General features: G+C 57.0%; 20 protein-coding genes and 2 pseudogenes. 11 read left to right on the top strand and 11 right to left on the bottom strand.

What is annotated here, in order from left to right:
• Positions 1-109: 109 nt before the first annotated feature.
• A complete protein-coding gene (gene hrpA / locus IM303_RS03560; protein ID WP_193359593.1) occupies positions 110-4,012 on the bottom strand; it encodes an ATP-dependent RNA helicase HrpA in 3,903 nt (1,300 codons plus the stop codon).
• A 205-nt stretch (positions 4,013-4,217) separates the two neighbouring features.
• On the opposite strand from hrpA, the gene azoR reads away from it, so the two are divergent.
• Both azoR and IM303_RS03550 read left to right on the top strand, forming a co-directional pair.
• The gene (azoR, locus tag IM303_RS03555) at positions 4,218-4,823 is read left to right on the top strand and encodes an FMN-dependent NADH-azoreductase (RefSeq protein ID WP_008502313.1); all 606 of its coding nucleotides are present in this window, start codon (positions 4,218-4,220) and stop codon (positions 4,821-4,823) included.
• An 89-nt stretch (positions 4,824-4,912) separates the two neighbouring features.
• Positions 4,913-5,599 (top strand): RluA family pseudouridine synthase, encoded by a 687-nt coding sequence (locus tag IM303_RS03550; protein ID WP_193067064.1) that lies wholly within the window; start codon positions 4,913-4,915, stop codon positions 5,597-5,599.
• 7 nt (positions 5,600-5,606) lie between these two features.
• On the opposite strand, the gene IM303_RS03545 is transcribed toward IM303_RS03550, so the two are convergent.
• Positions 5,607-6,146, bottom strand: coding sequence for a DUF2058 domain-containing protein (locus IM303_RS03545; protein WP_059357036.1), 540 nt, complete (start codon positions 6,144-6,146; stop codon positions 5,607-5,609).
• A 308-nt stretch (positions 6,147-6,454) separates the two neighbouring features.
• On the opposite strand from IM303_RS03545, the gene IM303_RS03540 reads away from it, so the two are divergent.
• The 5 genes and pseudogenes from IM303_RS03540 (at position 6,455) to IM303_RS03525 (ending at position 10,145) form a co-directional block, all read left to right on the top strand.
• On the top strand, positions 6,455-7,570 hold the full coding sequence (locus tag IM303_RS03540; RefSeq protein ID WP_048998486.1) for a DUF6883 domain-containing protein: 1,116 nt from the start codon (positions 6,455-6,457) through the stop codon (positions 7,568-7,570).
• Between the two features lie 10 nt (positions 7,571-7,580).
• Positions 7,581-7,805 (top strand): annotated as a pseudogene (locus IM303_RS03535) (DUF4926 domain-containing protein); the annotation flags it as partial.
• A 21-nt stretch (positions 7,806-7,826) separates the two neighbouring features.
• Positions 7,827-7,922, top strand: a pseudogene (locus IM303_RS22150) (type VI secretion system tube protein Hcp); the annotation flags it as partial.
• Positions 7,923-8,118: 196 nt separating this feature from the next.
• A complete protein-coding gene (locus tag IM303_RS03530; RefSeq protein WP_048956426.1) occupies positions 8,119-9,093 on the top strand; it encodes a DUF1852 domain-containing protein in 975 nt (324 codons plus the stop codon).
• Between the two features lie 23 nt (positions 9,094-9,116).
• A complete protein-coding gene (locus tag IM303_RS03525; protein ID WP_048998482.1) occupies positions 9,117-10,145 on the top strand; it encodes a methionine synthase in 1,029 nt (342 codons plus the stop codon).
• A gap of 5 nt (positions 10,146-10,150) precedes the next feature.
• On the opposite strand, the gene IM303_RS03520 is transcribed toward IM303_RS03525, so the two are convergent.
• The gene (locus IM303_RS03520; RefSeq protein ID WP_193359591.1) at positions 10,151-11,083 is read right to left on the bottom strand and encodes a LysR family transcriptional regulator; all 933 of its coding nucleotides are present in this window, start codon (positions 11,081-11,083) and stop codon (positions 10,151-10,153) included.
• Between the two features lie 95 nt (positions 11,084-11,178).
• Between IM303_RS03520 and IM303_RS03515 the strand changes: the two genes are divergently transcribed.
• Positions 11,179-11,613 carry a DMT family transporter gene (locus tag IM303_RS03515; protein ID WP_028013065.1) on the top strand — a complete coding sequence of 145 codons (435 nt, stop codon included), beginning with the start codon at positions 11,179-11,181 and terminating at the stop codon, positions 11,611-11,613.
• A gap of 4 nt (positions 11,614-11,617) precedes the next feature.
• Entirely contained in the window at positions 11,618-12,076 is a 459-nt protein-coding gene (locus IM303_RS03510; protein ID WP_028013064.1) for a DMT family transporter, read from the top strand.
• Here the strand turns inward: IM303_RS03510 and IM303_RS03505 are convergent.
• From IM303_RS03505 to IM303_RS03470, 8 genes are read right to left on the bottom strand one after another with little or no spacing between them, the layout of a single operon-like run.
• Positions 12,073-12,606, bottom strand: a complete 534-nt coding sequence (locus IM303_RS03505; protein WP_028013063.1) for a DUF3833 domain-containing protein — start codon at positions 12,604-12,606, stop codon at positions 12,073-12,075. The genes IM303_RS03510 and IM303_RS03505 overlap by 4 nt on opposite strands.
• Positions 12,603-13,127 (bottom strand): hypothetical protein, encoded by a 525-nt coding sequence (locus IM303_RS03500; RefSeq protein ID WP_193359590.1) that lies wholly within the window; start codon positions 13,125-13,127, stop codon positions 12,603-12,605. Before IM303_RS03500 ends, IM303_RS03505 begins: the two co-directional genes overlap by 4 nt.
• The gene (locus IM303_RS03495; RefSeq protein ID WP_192971035.1) at positions 13,124-13,609 is read right to left on the bottom strand and encodes a DUF2878 domain-containing protein; all 486 of its coding nucleotides are present in this window, start codon (positions 13,607-13,609) and stop codon (positions 13,124-13,126) included. The genes IM303_RS03500 and IM303_RS03495 overlap by 4 nt, the downstream gene beginning before the upstream one ends.
• A complete protein-coding gene (locus IM303_RS03490) occupies positions 13,606-14,826 on the bottom strand; it encodes a cyclopropane-fatty-acyl-phospholipid synthase family protein (RefSeq protein ID WP_193359589.1) in 1,221 nt (406 codons plus the stop codon). Before IM303_RS03490 ends, IM303_RS03495 begins: the two co-directional genes overlap by 4 nt.
• Positions 14,823-15,545 (bottom strand): DUF1365 domain-containing protein, encoded by a 723-nt coding sequence (locus IM303_RS03485; protein WP_048960632.1) that lies wholly within the window; start codon positions 15,543-15,545, stop codon positions 14,823-14,825. Before IM303_RS03485 ends, IM303_RS03490 begins: the two co-directional genes overlap by 4 nt.
• 1 nt (position 15,546) lies before the next feature.
• A complete protein-coding gene (locus tag IM303_RS03480) occupies positions 15,547-16,806 on the bottom strand; it encodes an NAD(P)/FAD-dependent oxidoreductase (RefSeq protein WP_193359588.1) in 1,260 nt (419 codons plus the stop codon).
• On the bottom strand, positions 16,803-17,522 hold the full coding sequence (locus IM303_RS03475) for an SDR family NAD(P)-dependent oxidoreductase (RefSeq protein WP_192971032.1): 720 nt from the start codon (positions 17,520-17,522) through the stop codon (positions 16,803-16,805). Before IM303_RS03475 ends, IM303_RS03480 begins: the two co-directional genes overlap by 4 nt.
• Positions 17,519-17,953 (bottom strand): nuclear transport factor 2 family protein, encoded by a 435-nt coding sequence (locus IM303_RS03470; RefSeq protein WP_041910128.1) that lies wholly within the window; start codon positions 17,951-17,953, stop codon positions 17,519-17,521. The genes IM303_RS03475 and IM303_RS03470 overlap by 4 nt, the downstream gene beginning before the upstream one ends.
• 257 nt (positions 17,954-18,210) lie before the next feature.
• On the opposite strand from IM303_RS03470, the gene IM303_RS03465 reads away from it, so the two are divergent.
• On the top strand, positions 18,211-18,408 hold the full coding sequence (locus IM303_RS03465) for a hypothetical protein (RefSeq protein WP_024908361.1): 198 nt from the start codon (positions 18,211-18,213) through the stop codon (positions 18,406-18,408).
• A 1-nt stretch (position 18,409) separates the two neighbouring features.
• The gene (locus tag IM303_RS03460; RefSeq protein WP_045261405.1) at positions 18,410-19,186 is read left to right on the top strand and encodes a hypothetical protein; all 777 of its coding nucleotides are present in this window, start codon (positions 18,410-18,412) and stop codon (positions 19,184-19,186) included.
• The last annotated feature ends 20 nt before the right edge of the window (positions 19,187-19,206 follow it).

Raw genomic sequence — 19,206 nt, 5'->3', positions numbered from 1 at the left:
ACGGGTTCTTATGCCTCAGTTGTAAGTGTCTACCATGTCCCCGAACAAGTGTTCACTATGTCCCCGGACCGTACACCCTGTGGGAGAGGGAGAAAACCGGGCAAGGACGTTAAGCGGAAATCTGCTCCATCGCCTGCAATATACGTTTATCCGAAATCGGATACGGCGTACCGAGCTGCTGGGCAAAGAAGCTGACGCGCAGCTCCTCGATCATCCAGCGGATCTCCTGCACATCTTCATCGTCGCGGCGCGCCGGCGGCAGCTTGTTTAACCACTGCTGCCACGCCTGCTGCACGCTTTCGACCTTCAGCATCTGCGCGCGATCGCGGTGCGGATCGATCGCCATTTTCTCCAGACGTTTTTCAATCGCCTGCAGATAGCGCAGCGTATCGCCCAGACGCTTAAAGCCGTTGCCGGTGACAAAGCCGCGGTACACCAGCCCCGCCATCTGCGCCTTCACGTCCGACAGCCCCAGCGCCATGGTCATATCCACGCGCCCCTTCAGGCGCTTGTTGATGTTGAACACGGCGGTGAGGATCTGCTCGACCTGTTTGGCAATCTCCACCACGGTGTCGTTCAGCTCGGCGCGAACCTTGTCATGCAGCTTCGCAAAACCTTCTTCCGTCCAGACCGGGCCGCCCGCCTCGTGGATCAGCTTGTCCACGCCGCAGGAGATGCAGTCGTCAATCAGATCCAGCACTTTGCCGTACGGGTTAAAGTAGAGCCCCAGCTTGGCTTTGTTCGGCAGCTTCTCGTGCAGATACTTGATCGGCGACGGGATGTTGAGCAGCAGCAGGCGGCGCAGCCCGCGCCACATCATCTGCTGCTGTTCCTGCGGGTTATCAAACAGCTTGATCGCCACGCTGTCGCGCTCGTCCACGAGCGCCGGCCAGGCTTTAACCTTATAGTTGCCGCGCTTCTGCTCGTAGCTTTCCGGAAGCTGGCCAAAGCTCCAGATATGCAGCCCGCTCTGCTCGATGCCGTCGTCGGCCACCGCAGAGAGCGTCTCCTGAACTTTGCCTTTCAGCGCCTCTTTCAGCTCGCTGAGGGAACGCCCTTCCAGCAGCTTTTTGTTTTTATCGTCCACCACGCGGAAGCTGATTTTCAGGTGATCGGGCACCTGATCCCAGTTCCAGTCGTCGCGGTCGATGGTCGTCCCGGTCATGCGGCGGAATTCACGCTCCAGCGCGTCCAGCAGCGGCAGTTCCAGCGGCGTGACGCGGCCCAGAAACGCTTCCGCATAATTTGGCGCTGGCACAAAATTGCGCCGCACCGGTTTCGGCAGGGATTTGATCAGCGCAATCACCAGCTCGCGGCGCAGGCCGGGAATTTGCCACTCAAACCCGCTCTCGTCGACCTGGTTTAACAGCGGCAGCGGAATGTGGACGGTTACGCCGTCCGCGTCGGTGCCCGGTTCAAACTGGTAGGTCAGACGCAGCTTGAGGTTGCCCTGATGCCAGAAGTTCGGGTAGTCGAGCTTGCTGACCGACTCCGCCCCCTCTTTAATCAGCATGCTCTTTTCGAAGTTGAGCAGGTCCGGCGTCGCTTTGCTGGCCTTCTTCCACCAGCTGTCAAAGTGGCGGGCGGAGATAACATCATGGCTGATGCGCTGGTCGTAAAACTCAAACAGCGCCTCATCGTCCACCAGAATGTCGCGGCGTCGGGACTTGTGCTCAAGCTCTTCCACCTCGGCGCGCAGCTTCAGGTTTTCACGGAAGAAGGCGTGGCGCGTCTGCCAGTCGCCCTCCACCAGCGCGTGGCGGATAAACAGCTCGCGGCACAGCGCCGGATCGATCTGGCTGTAGTTGACCTTACGCGCGGCGACCACCGGCAGGCCGTAAACGGTCACTTTTTCGGTCGCCATCACCGCGCCCTGCGCGCGCTCCCAGTGCGGCTCGCTGTACGAGCGCTTAAGCAGATGCTGCGCCACCGGCTCCACCCATTCCGGATCGATACGAGCGGCAATGCGTCCCCACAGGCGGCTGGTTTCCACCAGCTCCGCGACCATGGTCCACTTTGGCGGCTTTTTGAACAGGCCGGAGCCGGGAAAGATGGAGAAACGGGCGTTACGCGCGCCGGTATACTCCTGCTTCTCGGCGTCCTTCATCCCAATGTGGGACAGCAGGCCGGTCAGCAGCGCGATATGGATTTCGCGGTACTCTGCCGGCTCGCTGTTCACCGGAATGCCCAGCTCTTTCACCACCTGGCGAAGCTGGGTGTAGATATCCTGCCACTCGCGCACGCGCAGGTAGTTGAGGAAATCCACGCGGCACTGGCGGCGGAACTGGTTCGAAGAGAGCGCCTTCTGCTGCTCGCCGAGGTAGTTCCACAGGTTCACGAAGGCGAGGAAATCGGACTCTTTGTCGTGGAAGCGGCGATGCTTTTCGTCCGACGCCTGCTGTTTGTCCATCGGCCGCTCGCGCGGATCCTGAATAGAGAGCGCCGAGGTAATGATCATCGCCTCGCGCACGCAGCCGTGCTTTTGCGCTTCCAGCACCATGCGCGCCAGACGCGGGTCGACCGGAAGCTGGCTGAGCTGGCGGCCCAGCGGCGTCAGCTTATAGACCGTTGCCTGCTCGTCGGTGGTAATCGCCCCGAGCTCTTCCAGCAGACGCACGCCGTCCTGAATGTTGCGCTTATCCGGCGCTTCGACAAACGGAAACGCCGCGATGTCGCCCAGCCCCAGGGCCGTCATCTGCAGGATTACGGACGCCAGGTTGGTGCGCAGAATTTCCGGGTCGGTAAATTCCGGACGCGACAGGAAATCGTCTTCGGAATAGAGGCGAATACAGATCCCTTCCGACACGCGGCCACAGCGGCCCTTACGCTGGTTAGCAGACGCCTGGGAGACGGGCTCAATCGGCAGCCGCTGAACCTTGGTGCGGTAGCTGTAGCGGCTGATGCGCGCCGTGCCCGGGTCGATCACGTATTTAATCCCCGGTACGGTCAGCGAGGTCTCCGCCACGTTGGTCGCCAGCACGATGCGGCGTCCGCTGTGTGGCTGGAAGACGCGGTTTTGCTCGCTGTTCGACAGGCGCGCGTACAGCGGCAGGATCTCGGTGTGGCGCAGGTCGCGCTTGCTGAGCGCATCGGCAGTATCGCGAATTTCGCGCTCGCCGCTCATGAAGATCAGGATGTCGCCCGCGCTCTCGTTGCCCAGCTCGTCAACGGCGTCGAAGATGGCCTGCAGCTGATCGCGTTCGGTATCGTCCGCCTCTTCCACAATCGGGCGATAGCGCACTTCCACCGGATAGGTGCGGCCCGACACTTCAATAATTGGCGCATTGTTGAAGTGTTTTGAGAAGCGCTCCGGGTCGATGGTCGCGGAGGTGATGATGATTTTCAGATCAGGGCGACGCGGCAGCAGCTCTTTAAGATAGCCAAGCAGGAAGTCGATGTTCAGGCTGCGCTCGTGCGCTTCATCGATGATGATGGTGTCGTACTGCATCAGCAGGCGGTCCTGCTGTATTTCCGCCAGCAGGATACCGTCCGTCATCAGCTTGACCATGGTGTTGTCGCTGACGTGGTCGCTGAATCGCACCTTGTAGCCGATGCAGCCGCCCGGCTCCGTCTGCAGCTCTTCGGCAATACGGTTCGCCACGGTGCGCGCCGCCAGACGACGCGGCTGGGTGTGGCCAATCAGCCCCTTCACCCCGCGGCCCAGCTCCATACAGATTTTCGGCAGCTGGGTGGTTTTTCCCGAACCGGTTTCCCCCGCGACAATCACCACCTGGTGATCGCGGACGGCCTCAAGGATGTCCTGTTTCTTCTGGCTGACGGGCAGGTTTTCCGGGTAGGTAATCACCGGGCGCGCAGCTTCGCGCAGCACAACCTTCCCTGCCGCCTGTTCAATCTCTTTGGCCATCTCCTGGTAAATGGCCTGTTGTGCATCAGGATTTTTAACCTTCTTCACGCCGTGCAGACGGCGGGCGAAGCGCTGTTTATCGCGCAGCGTCAGAGAATCGAGCTGTTGCAGGAGCATCGGGAAGGTGAATTTTTGTTGTTCTGTCATAGCGTTAACGGGCAGTGCTCTGCCGGATAAAATCTCTTTTTAATGATTGCTATAGAGTACCACATTGACGCTTTTAGCGCCTTATTCAAAAAATTCGAACATAGACTTCGATATATTGCGCTATCTCTGTGGCAGGATTGTGAATAAAGTGTCAACAAGCAACGGGGCACCCCCCTTCAATCAAATGCAACAACAGGAATCACCCATGAGCAAAGTATTAGTTTTGAAATCCAGTATTCTGGCAGGGTACTCTCAGTCTGGTCAGCTGTCTGATTACTTCGTTGAACAGTGGCGTGAACAGCATTCTGCAGACGAAATCACCGTGCGTGACCTTGCAGCAAACCCTATTCCTGTGCTGGACGGCGAGTTGGTTGGCGCGCTGCGCCCAAGCGATGCGCCACTGTCCCCGCGTCAGCAGGAAGCCCTGGCCCTGTCCGACGAGCTGATTGCTGAGCTGCAGGCGCACGACGTTATCGTCATCAACGCCCCAATGTACAACTTCAACATTCCTACCCAGCTGAAGAACTACTTCGACCTGGTGGCGCGCGCTGGCGTAACCTTCCGCTACACCGAGAACGGCCCGGAAGGTCTGGTAAAAGGCAAGCGTGCGATCGTCCTGACCAGCCGTGGCGGTATTCATAAAGATACCCCAACTGACCTGGTTGCGCCGTACCTGAGCCTGTTCCTGGGCTTCATCGGCATCACTGACGTGAACTTCGTGTTCGCGGAAGGCATCGCTTACGGTCCTGAAGTGGCGACCAAAGCGCAGACCGACGCGAAAGCCGCCATCGACAGCCTGGTAGCCGCGTAAGATTTCCCCCTCTCACCGCCCGGTGGGAGGGTTTTTCTTTTCCCCGCATTTCGCTATCATCCGCATCCACTCTCCAGCCGGGCGGCCTGATGTCTGCGATTATCGATTCTTTTATTGCCCCACCGTGTCACGACGACATTGAGATCCTCTGGCAGGATGATCATCTGCTGGTGATTAATAAGCCTTCTGGCCTGCTCAGCCTCTCGGGCAAAAACCCGCAAAACCTCGATTCTGTCCATTATCGTCTGGTCCAGACGTTCCCCGGCTGCACGCTGGTACACCGTCTGGATTTCGGCACGTCCGGGCTGATGGTGGTTGCGCGCAATAAGGCCATCAACGCGGCGCTTTGCCAGCAGTTCAGCCAGCGCAGCGTGGAGAAAGTCTACAGCGCCCTGCTTTATGGGCATCTGGAAAACGACGAGGGAATAATAGACGCGCCCATTGCCAAAGACCCGGCGCTGTTCCCGCTGATGTCGATCTGCGCCATCAACGGTAAACCCGCCCGTTCCCGCTATCGGGTGGTGGAACGTTTTTTTCGGGGGACAGGAGTGCCGTTAACGCGGGTGGAACTGACGCCGGAAACCGGGCGAACCCACCAGCTGCGCATCCACTGCCAACAGCTCGGGCACCCTATTCTGGGCTGCGATCTGTATGGCGGTCTTGACGCGCCGGGGGCTAAGGAAACGCCCCGGCTGATGCTGCATGCCAGCGAGCTGAATTTTATTCATCCCGTGAGCGGAGAGCCGGTTAACGCCCGCCACGCCGCCCCGTTTTGAACGCGGTTTACCACATCAAATCGTCAGGAATTTTGAAGTCCGCGTACGGATCGTCTTCGTCCAGCTCTTCCTGACTGAGCGCGCTGTTTAACACGATGCTGTCGGCATCGCGCTGGGCAATTTTATCAGCCACCACCGCCGGAATGATCGCGTATTCACAATCGCCGTTTGCATTGAGCACCAGGCGCGCAATGGCCAGACGGCCGTTGATCAGCTGGGTTTGCGTCTGCTTGTCGACCTCAATTTTTTTGATCAGATTACCGTCGGTGAAGTTAAAGGTGATGTTGCCCTTCGCCACGGTGATGCGGTTCATCTCGATCAGCTGCTTCACCTGCGCTTTAAACTCTTTAGCGAGTACGGCCTGCTTCTGCTGCTCGCTCAGCAGCTTGTCACGCTCGATCTGCGCCTTCTTATTCTCTTCTACCGCTTCCCGAGCCTCACGTGCCTGAACGCGTGATTTCTTTGCCGTGCGCTGCACTTTCGCCGCTTTCTTGCTGCTGACCAGGCCCGCTTTCAGCATCTGCTCTTGTAAGGTGAGTTTTGTCATGATCGTTTCTAAACCGGTTGGAAATTTTGGGGATTATAGCGGGAATTGGGGATGGTGTACCAGAGAAGCAGATATGGCGTTTAGCTGCCTGAATCTGGTTCATTATTGATTCAACATATACTCACGCTAACGCCTAAAAAAATGGTTAAAAATTGCCAGGTTATTTTCTTAAAAAAAATGAGCAGTTCATAAATTTGATGTGGGTTGAATATCTGTGTTCGCTTCAGGCGTAGGCTGCTTTTTCTTATTAAAGAATGAAAAAATATGCCCTTGAAAGAAACAATGTTGCTTAACGATAAGGATTCGGCATGTTCCGACTCTACCGGTCACATGATTTAACACGGCAATTAAGCCCTGGAGATTTTCAATACATTCTCACGCCAGCAGGTTCGCTGAAAGAGGCATGTATACATTATGATCTGTCTTATGAAGCGAACGGTCAAAGCCTCTCTTTTGGTCTTCCCAAAAAAATATACAGCGTGTTCCCATATAAAAGGCCGTATGAGCGAAAAGGTCGCGGCTACGCAGATCCGATTTATGATGAAGTTGAGCAAGAGCTGCAAATTGGCTGGCTTGTTGGTGTAGATACCTCCAGGCGCTGGAGCAGCGACCGGAATCCATTTTACATCGACGACAACGGCGATCTGATGTTTACTCCAACAGCCTCATCCTGGCATGCATGGTATAAGGACGAAATCATGAGTGCCTACCGGCACGTTATTGCCGATCGGCAAGGCAGGAAGCCTGCCCCCACTCAACGGATACATTATGATTATTACGGACCAACAACTGCACGATCGGGGAAAACGCTGAACAGTAAAACCGTTGGCCGCCTGCTGGCCGCTGGCGGTGTATATAACGGCAACATTGAAGGGTTTCATGAAACCGCGCAGCAGCTTGGCGGTGATGCTCCAGCGGGTTACGATCAAGTGATGAATAACAAAGGGTTAATTATTACGGGTGCCTCTATTGCAGCAGGATTAACAATGGGCAGGTTGAATCCTCTAAGCGAGATAGATGAAATATCGGGTCTCAGTAAAATACCAACGTTTGAAAGCCCATATGTAAAAGGTTTCACATCTGAAAGCGGTACGTTAGTGAACGCTGAACACGCCATTATCGATCCGAAAAAGCTCGCCACCTATGCTTTAGATTCAACACATCCTACAGGTGGGCACAAAGCCAGGGTGTTTGAGTCAGCGCTGGGATACAACCCAACTAATGCAGATGTTTTAGCAGCAAGAATTCAGGAAGGCGTATTATCGGTCCCAGCAAAAGTGTTGCAGGCCAACAATTACGGTCAAACAATGGCTGTCGATATGCCCATTTTAGGCGTCAACGGTGAAACAGCGATCGTGCGTACAGGCTGGATGTATGAAACTGACGCGCTAGTTCCTCGCCTGACAACCCTATTCGTTAAATGAGAAAACAAAAATGAAAAGAGCCGAATTAGACGTTGTGGTTTTAGACGAGGATTTACCTAATGAAGGACTGGTAAAAGGGGCTGTTGGTACGATTGTTATGGTTTTCGATACCCCGACACTGGGCTATCTTGTCGAATTTTGCGACGAGGAAGGAAGAACAATAGCAATGCCTGCTTTGCTACCCGCTCAGCTAAAGAGTTATTTCATTCCTGGCACCCTCAAAACGCGGTTGGTTCGCCCCGAATAAAGCGTGTTTGAAAGCGTAAGCCTGCAGTATGAAATAATTACCTGGCGCATCGCCGCTGGGAACATCATGCACAGCGACGCCTGGGACGAACGTCCTACAGCATAGCCCAAAGGGGCCCGATGCCCCTTACTCTTTCACTTCCATGCCTGAAGCAATCTGAAGTTTCCACTCAGCGTCTCCCTGTTCATGAACTTCCCTCATGTTGCATTGAAATTAAGTCACTTCCCCTGCGCCGCGGGCTCAGGCATAAATTATGCATTAGTAACTTATTAGCAACATGAACTTAGGATGCATAACCACAATGAGCAAAGCTTTCACATATACCCTTAAGCGCAGTTGCTTCGATGAGAATTACAATCCGTCAGAAAATACGCGTACGACCACCAACTTTGCCAACCTGGCGCGTGGGGAAAAACGTCAAGAAAACCTGCGCAATACGCTGGTGATGATCAACAACCGCTTTAACGCCCTGGCGCGCTGGGATAACCCGACCGCCGATCGCTACGCGGTTGAGCTTGAAATCATCTCTGTCGATTTGAACATTGGCGCGGAAAAGCCGTTCCCGGCCATTGAGATTTTGCAGACGTATATTGTCGACAAAAAAAATAACCAGCGTATCGCAGGCATTGTCGGGAATAACTTCTCCTCTTACGTGCGGGATTATGATTTCAGCGTCCTGCTGCTGGAGCACAACAAGAACCAGCAGCACTTCAGTATTCCGGAAAAGTTTGGCGAACTGCACGGCAATATTTTCCGCCATTTTGTGAACTCGCCGGAATACAAAGAGAACTTCAGAAAGGGCCCGGTGATCTGCCTGAGCGTCTCGAGCAAAGACACCTATCGCCGCACCGGTAACCAGCACCCTGTTCTGGGTATTGAGTACGCGCCGGATGGCGAGTCGTTAACGGAACTGTACTTCGCCAAAATGGGCCTGAAGGTCCGCTACTTCATGCCGGAGAACAGCGTGGCACCTTTCGCGTTCTTCTTTACCGGAGACTTGCTGAGCGATTACACCGATCTGGAACTGATCGGCACCATCAGCACGATGGAGACATTCCAGAAAATCTATCGCCCGGAAATTTATAACGCGAACTCGGCGGCGGGACTGTTTTATCGCCCGGACCTGAACCAGCAGGATCATTCATTAACCAAAATTGTTTACGACCGCGAAGAGCGAAGCCGGTTGGCGATTGAACAGGGTCGATTTACCGAAGAATATTTCATTAAGCCTTATAAACACATTCTCGAGCAGTGGTCTGATAACTACACGCTTTAATTCATCAAAAAAGGTCTTTTATTATGAAAACATTGCTCCCGACGTCTACGGCTGGCAGCCTGCCTAAGCCGACCTGGCTTGCGCAACCTGAAACGCTCTGGTCTCCGTGGAAACTGGAGGATCAGGAATTACTGGCGGGTAAACAGGATGCACTGCGCCTGTCTCTTGACGAGCAGATCCGTGCGGGAATCGATATTGTCAGCGACGGGGAACAGACCCGTCAGCACTTCGTCACCACCTTTATTGAACACCTGAGCGGCGTCGATTTTGAAAATCGCCAAACCGTGCGCATTCGTAACCGCTACGACGCCAGCGTGCCTACCGTGGTTTCTGCCGTTGCGCGTCAGAAGCCGGTATTCGTGGACGATGCAAAATACCTGCGCCAGCTCACGGACAAGCCGATCAAATGGGCCCTGCCTGGGCCAATGACCATGATCGACACCCTTTACGACGCGCATTATAAAAGCCGCGAAAAGCTGGCCTGGGAATTCGCCAAAATCCTCAACCAGGAAGCGCGCGAATTAGAAGCCGCGGGCGTGGATATTATCCAGTTCGACGAGCCGGCGTTTAACGTCTTTTTTGATGAGGTCAACGACTGGGGTATCGCCGCGCTCGAGCGCGCCATTGAGGGTCTGAAATGCGAAACCGCGGTACACATCTGCTACGGCTACGGCATCAAGGCCAATACCGACTGGAAAAAGACGCTCGGCTCAGAATGGCGCCAGTATGAAGAGGCCTTCCCTAAGCTGCAAACCTCTAACATCGACATCATCTCCCTGGAGTGCCACAACTCCCGCGTTCCGATGGATCTGCTGGAGCTGATTCGCGGTAAAAAGGTGATGGTTGGGGCGATTGACGTGGCAACCAACACCGTCGAAACGCCAGAAGAGGTCGCCGACACCCTGCGTAAAGCGCTGCAGTTCGTCGACGCCGACAAGCTTTACCCCTCAACCAACTGCGGCATGGCTCCCCTCTCCCGTCAGGTGGCTAACGGTAAGCTGAAAGCGCTCAGCGCCGGCGCAGAAATTATCCGCAAGGAGCTCGGCGCGTAATTGCCTTACGTTTGCCAGTACGGCGGCGAGCCGAAAAACGCCACGTAATAATCAATCACCGCCCTGACGTTCAGGGGCGGATGACGTGCGTGAGGATAGATCGCCGCAATATTCAGCGGCTCCGTATTGATAGCGCACGCCATTTCCGGCATAAGAGCGACCAGCTCCCCCCGCTGCAGCCTGTCGCCAATCAGCCAGTCCGGAAACAGGACGAGCCCCATTCCACCCAGCGCGGCAATGAGCAGCGACTCCGCATTATTGGACGTCATCAGCGGCGCGACGGGATAGTGCACCCAATTCTCCCCCTTGCGTCGCACAAGCCAGCGATTAGGGCCAGACGAACCGCGATACACCAGGCATTTATGCTGGCTCAGCTCGGCCGGGTCGGCCGGTACGCCGTGTTGACGCAGATACGCGGGCGACGCGGCAAGATGGTAGCGCTGCTGCCCCAAGATGCGGGCGTGGAACGTCGAGTCCGTCAGCGTGCCGATGCGAAAAATGAGGTCGGCGGCATCCCGGTGCGGGTCGATAAAGTCATCGGTCAGCGTCAGCTCTATGGTTAACCGTGGATAACGCTCGGCCAGGCCTGCCAGGCCGGGTGCAACATGCCTCTGTCCAAAAAATACCGGCCCGTTAATGCGTACCGTGCCGGAGGGTTCGGTCGAACGTTCATCCAGCTCCCGACGCGCCTCTTCGAAGTTATCGACCATCGCCCGGGCATAGCGGAGAAAAAGATGCCCGTTTTCCGTGGGGATCACCGCCCGGGTATTGCGATAGAACAGCTGCTGGCCGAGCGCGTCCTCAAGCTGATGAATAATCCGCGACACCTGCGAGGCAGAAATTCCCTCCCGTCGCGCAACGACGGAAAAGTTCTGCGTTTCATAGACGGCAATAAACAGCAGCAGTGAGCGAAGGTTCATGCTTCCGGCATCTGACATTAATGCATTTCCTGCAAAGGTGTTTCCTGCATTATGGCATTTTTCTCACATGTCTACCGACGTAATCTTCTTCGCCTGAAAATGGAGGAAGCATAATGCAGTTTGTATTGATTTTACTGGTGATTGCCGGCGGGATGGGCCTCTCCGTCGAGGCGGGTTTGCTGGGGCCGTTAGGGGGAGAAGTAGGCGATTTATGGGCCACGTTCAGCATTTTCGGGGTCGGCGCCGCGCTGACCTTTCTGCTGATGCTGTTTTTCAGCCCGCGCAACGGTCCGTCGTTTTTCGCACAGCCCGGCTGGCAGCTGCTTGGCGGCGTGCTGGGTCCTGTTTACGTTGTCATTCTGACTATCGCCACCCCCGCTATCGGCATCGCTCTGACGATGATCGGCATTCTGGCAGGTCAGGTTTTTAAGAGCCTGATCATTGACCACTTTGGCCTGCTGGGTACGCCGCACAGGAAGATAAACGCAAGACGCATCGTGGCGCTGGTTTTTATTATTGCCGCACTGGTACTGGTCGCAAAGGGGTAAACACATGACACTGATGATGATAATTCTGGCCATCTGCGGCGGCGCGACGCTGAGCATACAGGCCGCAATTAATGGACAGCTCGGCAGCAGCGTGGGCGTTTTCAAGAGCGCGTTTCTGACGTTTTCCGTCGGCGCGCTGGTGACCGCCCTGCTCATTTTCTTCTTTGAGCCTAAGCAGACGGTCACGCTGCTGGACGTGCCGAAATGGCAGCTCCTCGGGGCGATGTTCGGCGTGCCCTACATTGTGATCATGGTGCTCGCCGTGCAGCGCATCGGCACCGCCGTCGCCACGGTGGCGGTGATATTCGGCCAGCTCGCCATGAGCATGCTGATAGATAACTTTGGCTGGTTGAACAATCCCGCTATTCCGTTTTCACCGAGCCGTCTGGGCGCGGTGGTGTGCCTGGGGATTGCCCTGTACTTCATTTACTCCAGCAGCAAAACCGGCGATGTTCGCGACTAAGCTTCCGTATTCCGGGTAAAGAACAGCGTCACCGTGGCGACGGTGACGCCAAATTTCTTCATCTCGGTTTTATTGAACAGATGCGTCTCATCCTGCAGGTACATCCAGTCATCAAAGTTCAGCAGCCACGTTTTGCCGTTGGCCTTCACGTTCATGCTGTAATGCCAGTTAAAGGCGTTGCCTGCGGCCTGCCCGGTGGCAACCCCTTCAATATCACCTGCCGTTCCCTCGTAGCGGTCGTTCCCCACGCGGCGAATGTGCCAGACCCGCTGCTGCTTCTCGCCGTCGTCGTAAACGAAGCGCTCGTTCAGCGTCAGCGTATCGCCGATGACGTCCCCGGCAATCTCAACGTGAAAGCGGCGGATCTGCTTGCCGCTGCGATCCTGCACCATGCCCCACGCTTCGGTTTTGCCCTGGAAGTAGTGGAAGATATCAAGCCGCGGCTGCTGCTGACGATACTCGGACACCTCCGTACTGCAGCCGGCCAGCAGCATCGTGAATGCCAGCGCCAGCGTCAGGATTCGTTTCATTTTTTGCCTCTGATTAGCTGCTGACGCAGCTCAGGATATTGCGTGCGGGGATCGAGCCAGATGGCCAGAAAGCGGGTGCTGAACGCTTCTGACTGGCGCGGACCGAGCGGAATAAAAGATTTTTGCGCCGACGACGCGCGGTACCAGAACTGCCCCTGCTTATCGTTGAGAACAAACGCCAGCTGTGAACCCGGTCGGACATCCGGCCACAGGGACTGGAGCATCCTTAGCCAGGCTTCACTTTGCGGTTCCTGCGTCAGGATCCCCTGCGCCTGCCACTGGTCGCGGGTCGCCTCAACCAGTTCATCGCGATCTATGTCGCGCGCGTAGGTAATAATCAGCGCCTGATCCTGATCGTCCCGGCTGTAACGGCCATCCGGCGTGCGGAGCTGAGAGGTATAGACCGTGAACGGCCCCCAGGTCAGCGTGGCGTCGCCCACCTTGCGCCAGGCCAGCCAGTCGGCGGCCTGAGCACCAGGAACAACCAGCATGAGCCAAAACAGCAGAACCGCAGCCCTCATTTTTGTCTCCCCATTAGCAGGTGGAAAAACAGCATCAGCACCAGCCAGCCCGGCGCCATCCAGCTGACGACGATAAAGGTTGGCTCCAGAAACGTGATGGCGCCCAACCGCTCGCCAATCAGGTAGGCCACCGGGCCTCCCACGGCCGCCAGCAGGGTCAGCAGCCAGCCGGGTAATGTGGTGGTACGCGCAAGCTGCGTCCAGACCACGGCGAACATCAGCCACAATGCCACCATCCATAGCGGCATCAGGGAGTCGCCCGTGAAGGCAATCAGCCCCGTCAGCGCCCAGAGCGCATCCAGCAGGCTGCCCGCCGCGGCCAGCACAATGGCGTAAAGACGGTATGCTGACGGCAAGAGCAAGCACGCCAGGATCGCCAGCCCGAGCCAGATAATCAGGCCCTGTTCGCGAAACAGCACTACCAGCGCCCAGTAGAGATCGAACGCGACGGCCAGCAGAAAGACCTGAAGGTAGCGTCTCATACGCGCTCGGCGGTCAGCTGCACCACGCTGATGGTGCGGGCGTTAAACCCGGCTTCGCAGTAGCCGAAGTAGTACAGCCACATGCGGCGGAACCGTTCATCAAAGCCAAGCTTTTCAATCTCCTGCCAGGCGTGGACAAAGCGCTGCCGCCAGTGGGCCAGTGTGCGGGCGTAGTCCGGCCCCATGTCGAAGAGATTGCGCACCACAAAATCGGTGTGGCGCGTCATCAGCTCGTTCATCGCCGTAATGCTCGGCAGGAAGCCGCCGGGGAAAATATAGCGCTGGATAAAATCGACGCTTTTGCTGTAGTCGCGGTAGCGCTGGTCCTGGATGGTGATGGCCTGAATCGCCATCCGTCCACCGGGGCGCAGCCGCGCCTGACAGGTACGGAAGAACGTGGGCAGATAGCGTTGCCCGACGGCTTCAATCATCTCTATCGAGACCAGCTTGTCGTACTGCCCGGTGAGGTCGCGATAGTCGCAGAACAGTACCTCAACCCGATCCTGCAGCCCGGCGCGGGCAATGCGCTCGGTCGCCCAGATATATTGTTCCTGCGACAGCGTGGTAGTGGTCACCCGACAGCCGTAGTGACGGGCAGCGTATTCCGCCATCGCCCCCCAGCCGGTGCCAATTTCCAGCAGGTGATCACCCGGGTTTAGCGCCAGCTGCTCGCACAGGCGAGCCATTTTGGCCTGCTGAGCCGCCGTCAGATCCTGCTCGTCCGCGGTAAACAGCGCGCTGGAGTAAAGCAGTTCCTTATCCAGAAAATGGGCATAGAAAGCGTTGCCCAGATCGTAATGGGCGGCAATATTTTCGCGGGCCTGGGCACGAGAGTTGCGCCGCGTCCAGTGGCGCAGCCGCTCCAGCGGTCGGCCAAGCAGCCGGAACCCGTTCTCCAGACGACCAAGCACCTCGCCGTTGAGGGCCAGGATTTGCAGAAGCGGCGTAAGCTGCGCGGTCTCCCATTCGCCGTCCATCCAGGCTTCTGCGGCGGCAAGGCTACCGCCCGTTAAGACGCGCCAGTAGACGCCGGGCGTGAGGATCTGCACGTCGGCGTGCAGCGCGGAGGATGTCTCGCCAAAATGGAAGGTCTGCGCCCCTTCACGCAGGGTGAGTGAGCCGCCGCGAATGCCGCTTAACAGACGAAACAGCAGCCATCGCGCGATGCGGACGTTGCGCGGGATATCGGGTTCTAGCGCAAAGACGGGATCGGTCATGAGCGTTCACTCCTGCTGACGGGATGGTTATACAGCGGCACGCGCTTGAGCCACAGCCTCAGCGCCTGCCAGTAAATGGCGAAAACGGTTTTCAGAGTCATCAGCGGGATGCGCAGCAGCAGCGCGCGCAGCGCCGGGCGGGTCAGAGGCTCCCGGCGCAGGGCCAGCGTGGCGTCAAAGACCTTCGCCTCCTGATGATTTTCAATGTGCATATGCAACGTGTTGTCCGGGTTGTTGAAGCGCCAGTGGTAGACCATGTCCATCGGGTTGAAGGGGGAAACGTGAAACGCTTTTTCCGTGGGCCGGGCATGTTGCCCGTCGACCGCGTAATAATGGCGCTCGTTCCACGGCGTGTTGCGCACCTCCGCCAACACCCAGCGAAGCGTGTTTTCCTGGTCATAGCAGTAGTAAAAATTGACCGGATTGAAATGAAACCCGAAGTAGCGCAGCTGCGTCAGAAGCATGACCCGCCCTGCGGGACGTTCCCCGGTCAGGCTCTCCAGCCTGTTCAGCACGTTCTCTTTAAGCGGCGTGCCGAGCGGATAGTCCGCGTCATGGAACGCGGCGGCGGCAAAGCGGTTGCGCCGCACGCCGACGGACGCCAGCAGCGGCAGTTCATCAAGATCCAGCCAGGCCATAAAAACGCCGTAGCTGAATTCATGCGTTTTCGGCTGAAGGCGGCGGTGGCGCAATACGCCGTGATAGAGGCAGCTGTTCATGTCAGTTCCCCTCCCCGGCGGCTATTTCATTGACAACGTCCAGCGCGCTGCGCACGCCGTCTTCATGAAAACCGTTGTACCAATAAGCGCCGCAGAACCAGCTCCGGTGATGACCGTTGATCTCCCCACGGCGCGCCTGCGCACGCCAGCTTTGCGGGTTAAACAGCGGATGCTCATAGACAAAGCGTTGCAGGACGAAGCGTTCATCCACCGGCTCGTCCGGGTTCAGGGTGACGCAGAACAGTGGGCTGCCCGCAGGCAGACCCTGCAGAATGTTCATGTTGTAGGTGACGCAGGCGCTGGCCTGCTCCTGCGCGCTCAGTCGGTAGTTCCAGCTGGCCCAGGCGCGCTGCCGCACCGGCAGCCAGCGCGGATCGCTGTGCAAAACAACCTCGTTGCGCTGCCAGCCGATATCGCCCAGCACTTCGCGCTCCGCGGGCGTAGGATCCTCAAGCATGGCCAGCGCCTGGGCGGAGTGGCAGGCAAATATCACCTGGTCGAAGGTGTGGCTGCCGTTTTCAAGCTGGAGCGTGACCCCGCGCGCGTGGCGGCTCACCCGCAGAACAGGCGTGTTCAGGTGCAGCGTCAGGCGGTCGCCCAGTTTTTGCAGCATGGCGCGGATATACTCCCGCGAGCCGCCCGGCACCACGTACCACTGCGGACGCTGGGTGATATCCAGCAGGCCGTGGTGATGAAAGAAGCGCAGGAAGAGCGGCAGCGGGAAACGCTTCATCTCCTGCAGTGACGACGACCAGATCGCAGCCCCCATCGGCAGAATGTAGTGGCGCGCAAAAAACGGCGTGAAGCCGTGCTGGTCCAGAAACGTCTGCAGCGTTGCGTTCGGATCGACCTCCCCTTCAAGCGCCTGTTTCGCCAGGCGGTTAAAGCGGACGATGTCACCGAGCAGCCGCCAGAATGCCGGATTTACCAGGTTTCGGCGCTGGGCAAACAGCGACGTCAGCGTGTGGCCGTTGTACTCAAGCCCCGTCTCGGGGTTGTGTACTGAAAAGCTCATCTGCGTTTTTTGCCCGCTGATGCCGAGCTCGCTGAGCAGACCCATAAAGCGCGGATAGGTGCGGTCGTTGTAGACAATAAACCCGGTATCGATCGCGTATGTGCCCTGGGGCGTTGAGACGTCAACCGTCGCGGTATGGCCGCCGGGCGTGGTGCCCGCTTCAAACAGGGTTACCTGATGATGCCCTGCCAGCCGCCAGGCGCAGGTCAACCCGGCGATGCCGCTGCCGATAATTGCAATGTTCATGAGCGCACCATCCTGCGCAGCAGCGTGCGCTGCAAAAATGCGGGCAGCCCGGAGAGCAGCCGCAAAATAAGGCCAAACCCGGCCGGAAACGCGATATGCATTTTGCCCTTTGCCAGCCCGGTACGGATCGCCTTTACCGCTTCGTCAACGCTCACCCTACCCGGCATGGCAAAATCGTTTTTGCGCGTCAGTGGGGTATCGACAAATCCCGGAGAGACGACCGTCACGGCAATCCCCTTTGGCTCCCAGTCCAGACGCAGACTGTCGGCAAACCAGCTCAGCGCCGCTTTGGACGCGCCGTAGGCCTCTGCCCGCGGGAAGGGAAGCCAGTGAGCCATCGAGCTCACCAGCACCACGCGGTTACCGGCAACCAGCTGCGGCTGCAGCGCGGCCAGGCAGTTCACTGGCCCGAGAAAATTGGTGGTCATGACCCGCTCCACCAGCGCCGCATCCACCACGCCGCCGTCGAGATATTCGCAGGTACCGGCGCATAGAATAACCAGATCGGCGTAAACGCCGCTCAGCGCCTGGCGACAGGCGTCCCTGTCTGTCATATCGAACGGGTGAACGGTGAGATTGGGGCAGGTCTGATGTAGCGCTTCAAGCCGCGCCGGATCGCGCCCGCAGGCAATCACGTGGTAGCCGTCAGCGGCAAAGGACTTCGCCAGCCCCGCGCCGATGCCAGAGCTTGCGCCGGTAACCAGCACCGTCTTCATGATTTGACCCTCCGCTTCACGCCGCGTACCGCCCAGCCCAGCAGAGGGAGGTGTTCGTAGATCATCTCTCCCGCATCGTAGAAGTCCCGCTGACGCGTGATGAGATTGTTTTCGGTGTCCACCACCGAACATCCGGGTAGTTCAAGCGGCTCGCCTCCGGCAATGCGCGGATGCGACCAGTGCATTACCCAGGTGACAACAAACCGGTTCCCGCTGCACAGTGGCGGATCGATGACAAAACGGCATTTCTCGACGTTTGCCAGCAGATGGGTGAAATAGCGCTGAAGCGCGAAAATACCGTTGTGCTCGCCGAACGGATCGATAAGAGTGGCATTCGAATGGTAAAGCCCGACCAGCGCGGTCGGCGGCTGGCTATCCAGTGCGGCGTAGTACTCAATAAACCGACTCACGACAGAGGGCAAAGTGCTCATGGGTCACATCCTGGCTGTAAACAACGTGGCGTAATCGCATAATTAAAACTTACACAATTAACGTTATTTGTCCAAGTTTGTGCAAGTTTATTTTTTATTACCCATAAATATCAACAATTTGAAAACTCGATCATTTGACGCTTTTATAAGCCGGGTAAGGTGTAGCCGCCACCCGGCTTTCACTTTCAGGTTATCCTTAAGGCAAATTCAGCCGTCATCTTCCAGGCTTATCCTTTTTATTCATAAGGATGCCTGACATGAAACGTTTCTTTCTCTCCCTATTCTCAAGCCCGGAATCCTTACTGCAGGTGATGAGTCAGCAGGAAATTATTGAAGCCGTGGAAGATGGCGATCGCATCATTATCGACCAGGACGGGAACGCCTCGGTTAACTACAAGAGCAACGAGGTGCGGCAGGACTTTCTGCGTCACGTCAACACGCTGAAGAGGGCCTGATATGGGAACGGCGATATTTATGGTGCTGATGGTCTGCGGGTACTGGTACACCAGCCGCGACCTGTCGACCCGCTTTAAAATCAAGCGTTCCTTTGGCTGGGACGTCTATTTTCTCGTCGCGCTTTACGGCTGTATTTTCGTTTTGCAGGGCGTAATCGCCACGGGATTGCTCTGGCTGCTGCTGTTCGCCCTTTCCGCCGCCAACAACGCTTTTCACTTTGCCTCACCGAAATACACCGACTGGCAAATCGACTTTATGAACTGGAGCTTTTTAGGCATTCAGGCGCCGGTGGTCGTAATGCTGGCGTTTGCCATTCTGTTTTGCCTCTACCGCTCTAACTGGGCAGGGAGCGCCAGGCTGGACGGCGAGAGCCGGAAAAAGCTCTACAAACGGCTTGCGCAGGCGAGCGGGATTGAACAACTGCTCTATCAGTGTATGGAGCAAGGCGAGCTGGCGCAGGTCACACTCCGGTCGCGGCGGATTTACGTCGGCATGATCCACACCGCGACGCTGGAATATGAAAAAACGGCCAATATCGTGCTGATCCCAATGTTGAGCGGGTACCGGGATGCGAAGACGATGAATCTGCGTATCGAGAATAATTACAGCAGGTGGTATGCGGAACATGATATTACGCTCGACTCTGAACCCCGCAGCGCCATGTCATTCCGCAAGGTGATTTTGCTTAATCAGATTGAGAGCATCTCGCTGTTCGATCCTGCCAGCGCCAGCGCGCTGTCGCTGGCACAGCGGGACGAGAGCCAGACGTCCCCATAATGTTGAGTACGCTCTGCTGG

Origin of the sequence: Enterobacter cloacae complex sp. P38RS (genome assembly GCF_014930775.1) — a bacterium.
Classification (GTDB): Bacteria; Pseudomonadota; Gammaproteobacteria; order Enterobacterales; family Enterobacteriaceae; genus Enterobacter; species Enterobacter bugandensis.
Note: the sequence above shows the minus strand (reverse complement) of the source record. Positions and strands in the feature narration are given on the sequence as shown.